We start from the raw sequence: 5,649 nt of genomic DNA, 5'->3' as shown, positions 1-5,649 counted from the left end.
TTTAAAGGAAGGCGGCGACCTACTCTCCCACTGGATAGCAGTACCATCGGCGCAAACGGGCTTAACTACTCTGTTCGGAATGGTAAGAGGTGAGCCCCGTCGCTATAACCACCTTAAATCAGCCCCCTAGCCCCCGAAGGGGGAACCACTTGGCGCCCGTATGGGCGCGAGGGTGTATATCGTGACATATCGGAAAACAAACAATAGAAGAAAAGTGAATTTTACTTTAAAAAAGAGTGTGCCGCCCCTGCCACCACCGGAGTGATGGCTCCCCCTTTGGGGGTTGGGGGGCTTTGTACATAAGCTTATGGGCTATTAGTACCGCTCGGCTGGGACATTACTGCCCTTACACCTACGGCCTATCAACGTGGTAGTCTCCCACGGCCCTTTAAAGAAATCTCATCTTGTGGTGGGTTTCGCGCTTATATGCTTTCAGCGCTTATCCCTTCCCGACGTAGCTACCCAGCGGTGCCCCTGGCGGGACAACTGGTGCACCAGCGGTCGGTCCAACTCGGTCCTCTCGTACTAGAGTCAGATCCACTCAAATTTCTTGCGCCCACTGTAGATAGAGACCGAACTGTCTCACGACGTTCTGAACCCAGCTCGCGTGCCACTTTAATGGGCGAACAGCCCAACCCTTGGGACCTTCTCCAGCCCCAGGATGTGACGAGCCGACATCGAGGTGCCAAACCCCCCCGTCGATGTGAGCTCTTGGGGGAGATCAGCCTGTTATCCCCGGCGTACCTTTTATCCTTTGAGCGATGGCCCTTCCATGCGGAACCACCGGATCACTATGCTCTACTTTCGTACCTGATCGACTTGTAGGTCTCTCAGTCAAGCTCCCTTATGCCATTGCACTCTACACACGATTGCCAACCGTATTGAGGGAACCTTTAGAAGCCTCCGTTACTCTTTTGGAGGCGACCACCCCAGTCAAACTACCCACCAAGCACTGTCCCCTTTTGTGAAGGGTTAGACTCTAGACAAGCAAAGGGTGGTATTTCAACAATGACTCCACCACGCCTGGCGACGCAGCTTCAAAGTCTCCCACCTATCCTACACATTACTTGTCCAAAACCAATACTAAGCTATAGTAAAGGTGCACGGGGTCTTTTCGTCCCACAGCGGGTAATCGGCATCTTCACCGATACTACAATTTCACCGAGCTCATGGCTGAGACAGTGTCCAGATCGTTACACCATTCGTGCAGGTCGGAACTTACCCGACAAGGAATTTCGCTACCTTAGGACCGTTATAGTTACGGCCGCCGTTTACTGGGGCTTCAATTCAATGCTTCGCCGAAGCTAACATCTCCTCTTAACCTTCCAGCACCGGGCAGGTGTCAAGCCTTATACATCATCTTTCGATTTAGCAAAGCTCTGTGTTTTTGATAAACAGTCGCCTGGACTCTTTCACTGCGGCCCCCCTTGAGAGGGGCGACGCTTCTCCCGAAGTTACGCGTCTATTTTGCCTAGTTCCTTAGCCATGAATCACTCGAGCTCCTTAGAATTCTCATCCCAACCACCTGTGTCGGTTTAGGGTACGGGCTGCTTCACTCGCTTTTCTTGGAAGTCGCTACTCTGGATTATCACCTTGACCGAAGTCTCAGTGTACTATCGCCGTGTTGCCACTGGCTTCAACGAACTATTCCGTCAGTTCGCACCAAATTTACGCCTCCGTCACTTTTAGCGTGAGCAGGTACAGGAATATTAACCTGTTGTCCATCCACTACCCCTTTCGGGTTCGCGTTAGGCCCCGACTAACCCTCAGCTGATTAGCATAGCTGAGGAAACCTTGGTCTTTCGGAGTGCGGGTTTCTCGCCCGCATTATCGTTACTTATGCCTACATTTTCTTTTCTGTACGCTCCAGCATACCTCACGGTACACCTTCAACGCAGACAGAATGCTCCCCTACCACTTATATAAATATAAGTCCATAGCTTCGGTAGTATGTTTATGCCCGATTATTATCCATGCCGGACCGCTCGACTAGTGAGCTGTTACGCACTCTTTAAATGAATGGCTGCTTCCAAGCCAACATCCTAGCTGTCTGTGCAGTCCAACCTCGTTTTTTCAACTTAACATACATTTGGGGACCTTAGCTGATGGTCTGGGTTCTTTCCCTCTCGGACATGGACCTTAGCACCCATGCCCTCACTGCTGATCAACATTTTATAGCATTCGGAGTTTGTCAGGAATTGGTAGGCGGTGAAGCCCCCGCATCCAATCAGTAGCTCTACCTCTATAAAACTATAAATCAACGCTGCACCTAAATGCATTTCGGGGAGTACGAGCTATTTCCGAGTTTGATTGGCCTTTCACCCCTACCCTCAGGTCATCCCAAGACTTTTCAACGTCAACGGGTTCGGTCCTCCATTTGGTGTTACCCAAACTTCAACCTGCCCAAGGGTAGATCACACGGTTTCGCGTCTACTACTACCAACTATGGCGCCCTATTCAGACTCGCTTTCGCTGCGGCTCCAGTTCTTAAAACTTTAACCTTGCTGGCAACAGTAACTCGTAGGCTCATTATGCAAAAGGCACGCCGTCACCAATAAATTGGCTCCGACCGCTTGTAAGCGTATGGTTTCAGGATCTGTTTCACTCCGTTGTTCACGGTTCTTTTCACCTTTCCCTCACGGTACTGGTTCACTATCGGTCTCTCAGGAGTATTTAGCCTTGGCGGATGGTCCCGCCGGATTCATACAGGGTTTCACGTGCCCCGCACTACTCAGGATACCACTATCGGTAACTGTCCTTACTAATACCGGGCTATCACCGTCTATGGCCACGCTTTCCAACGTGTTCTTATTCGTAAAGCACCAAATGTCGTGGTCCTACAACCCCGCACAGTCCGTAAACTGTACGGTTTGGGCTAATCCGATTTCGCTCGCCGCTACTATCGGAATCACTATTGTTTTCTCTTCCTCCGGGTACTTAGATGTTTCAGTTCCCCGGGTTCGCCTCCTTGCGGATACTATGTCTTCAACATAGTGGGTTGCCCCATTCGGATATCTGCGGATCAACTTGTATGTGCCAATCCCCGCAGCTTTTCGCAGCTTATCACGTCCTTCTTCGCCTCTGAGAGCCTAGGCATTCCCCATACGCTCTTATTTTGCTTATTGTACTTTTTTGCTCTTTAATGAGTTATTCAAAAATTCGGTATACCCTAAGTATACCTCTTTATTATTACTTTTCTCGTATTCTTTATTTCCAATATGTCAATGAACTGTCTGGATCCCCGTATTCTTCAGGCCCGGATAACGGGCAGCTAATGAAAAACAACGGTTGTTGTCCGTGGTGGAGAATATCGGAGTCGAACCGATGACCTCCTGCGTGCAAGGCAGGCGCTCTAGCCAGCTGAGCTAATCCCCCGTAATCGATTTCAGATTGTTGATTTACGATTAACGATTGTTGAACTCACTCAACTTCTTAAAATCTCTATTTTTATTTAAATGAACTTTTGCAGACCAAAAGATCGGCAATCGCCAATCTCCAATCTAATATTTCTATTCGTAGTCTCAGGCAGACTCGAACTGCCGACCTCTACATTATCAGTGTAGCGCTCTAACCAGCTGAGCTATGAGACTGTACCTAAGAGTAAAGATTAAAGAGGAAAGAGAAAAGACATCCTTGCGGCATCCCTCTTTGTTCTTTGTTCTTTCTTCTTTTCTCTCAAAAAATTATAAAATTGACAGCTAAACCAAGCAAGACTCCCTTGTTCTTTTCATATAAGAGCCTCTCTTTGTTGAATTTCGGTCGTCTTTCTCTAGAAAGGAGGTGTTCCAGCCGCACCTTCCGGTACGGCTACCTTGTTACGACTTAGCCCTAGTTACCAGCTTCACCCTAGGCCGCTCCTTGCGGTGACGGACTTCAGGTGCTTCCAGCTTCCATGGCTTGACGGGCGGTGTGTACAAGGCCCGGGAACGTATTCACCGGATCATGGCTGATATCCGATTACTAGCGATTCCAGCTTCACGGGGTCGAGTTGCAGACCCCGATCCGAACTGAGACAGGTTTTGTGGATTCGCTCCGCCTTGCGGCGTGGCTGCCCATTGTACCTGCCATTGTAGCACGTGTGTGGCCCAGGACGTAAGGGCCGTGATGATTTGACGTCATCCCCACCTTCCTCACGGTTTGCACCGGCAGTCTTGTTAGAGTTCCCGACTTGACTCGCTGGCAACTAACAACAGGGGTTGCGCTCGTTATAGGACTTAACCTGACACCTCACGGCACGAGCTGACGACAACCATGCAGCACCTTGTAATCTGTCCGAAGAAAAGGGTGTTTCCACCCCTGTCAGACTACATTTAAGCCCTGGTAAGGTTCCTCGCGTATCATCGAATTAAACCACATGCTCCACCGCTTGTGCGGGCCCCCGTCAATTCCTTTGAGTTTCATTCTTGCGAACGTACTCCCCAGGTGGGATACTTATCACTTTCGCTTGGCCACCCAGCGCACCAATGTGCGCCGGACAGCTAGTATCCATCGTTTACGGCGTGGACTACCAGGGTATCTAATCCTGTTCGCTCCCCACGCTTTCGTCCATCAGCGTCAATGCGTTGTTAGTGACCTGCCTTCGCAATCGGTATTCTATGTGATATCTAAGCATTTCACCGCTACACCACATATTCTAGCCACTTCACAACGATTCAAGACGACCAGTATCAATGGCAGGTCTACAGTTGAGCTGCAGAATTTCACCACTGACTTAATCGCCCGCCTACGGACCCTTTAAACCCAATGATTCCGGATAACGCTCGGACCCTCCGTATTACCGCGGCTGCTGGCACGGAGTTAGCCGGTCCTTATTCGTACGGTACCGTCAAGCCGCTACACGTAGCGGTGTTTCTTCCCGTAAAAAAGCAGTTTACAACCCATAGGGCAGTCTTCCTGCACGCGGCATGGCTGGATCAGGCTCTCGCCCATTGTCCAATATTCCTCACTGCTGCCTCCCGTAGGAGTCTGGTCCGTGTCTCAGTACCAGTGTGGGGGATCCCCCTCTCAGGGCCCCTACCCATCGTAGCCTTGGTGTGCCGTTACCACACCAACTAGCTAATGGGACGCATGATCATCTTGTACCGATAAATCTTTAATTATAAAGCAATGCCGCTCTATAATGCTATGGGGCATTAATCCAAGTTTCCCTGGGCTATTCCCCTGTACAAGGCAGATTCCATACGCGTTACTCACCCGTGCGCCGGTCTCTATGGTGCAAGCACCATATACCCCTCGACTTGCATGTGTTAGGCCTGCCGCTAGCGTTCATCCTGAGCCAGGATCAAACTCTTCATCGTATAATCTTCAATAATATTGCGACCATACATCAGTAAGAGCTCGACTCTCAAAAAAATCCCAGAAAATCTCACTTAGTTTAGTTTCTTTGTTGACCGACACCCTTTCGGATGCCGATCTACGCTGTCAATTTCAATATCTCAATGAACTTTTTTTCTATTCTTCTCGCCTCGCAAACTCGTGTTCTGTAGTCACTCATTCGCTAAGCGGGTGCAAATATACAACTCTTTTTTAATCCCGCAATACTTTTTAAAAAAATATTTCAAAAAAATTTCAGAGCGTCCGGCTTAACTCTTTTTGAACAGCTATCTGTCCTGCTAAGCGGGTGCAAATATAAAACCCTTTTCTGTTCCC

At 49.3% G+C, this 5,649-nt stretch carries 2 tRNA genes and 3 rRNA genes; all 5 read right to left on the bottom strand.

Going from position 1 to position 5,649, the window contains the following annotated elements:
- Nucleotides 1–6 precede the first annotated feature (6 nt).
- Nucleotides 7–116, bottom strand: a 5S ribosomal RNA gene (rrf, locus tag VZD24_RS15055).
- A gap of 179 nt (nt 117–295) precedes the next feature.
- Nucleotides 296–3,125, bottom strand: a 23S ribosomal RNA gene (locus VZD24_RS15050).
- Nucleotides 3,126–3,298: 173 nt separating this feature from the next.
- Nucleotides 3,299–3,375: transfer RNA gene (locus tag VZD24_RS15045), tRNA-Ala, on the bottom strand.
- 141 nt (nt 3,376–3,516) lie between these two features.
- Nucleotides 3,517–3,590: transfer RNA gene (locus VZD24_RS15040), tRNA-Ile, on the bottom strand.
- A gap of 183 nt (nt 3,591–3,773) precedes the next feature.
- A 16S ribosomal RNA gene (locus VZD24_RS15035) occupies nt 3,774–5,297 on the bottom strand.
- The 16S, 23S and 5S rRNA genes sit together here with 2 tRNA genes alongside, the layout of an rRNA operon.
- Nucleotides 5,298–5,649 lie beyond the last annotated feature (352 nt).

The organism is Aequorivita flava (assembly GCF_038742595.1).
GTDB classification, from domain to species: domain Bacteria; phylum Bacteroidota; class Bacteroidia; order Flavobacteriales; family Flavobacteriaceae; genus Aequorivita; species Aequorivita marisscotiae.
The sequence above is the reverse complement of the archived record's forward strand: the minus strand, read 5'-3'. Positions and strand labels throughout refer to the sequence as shown.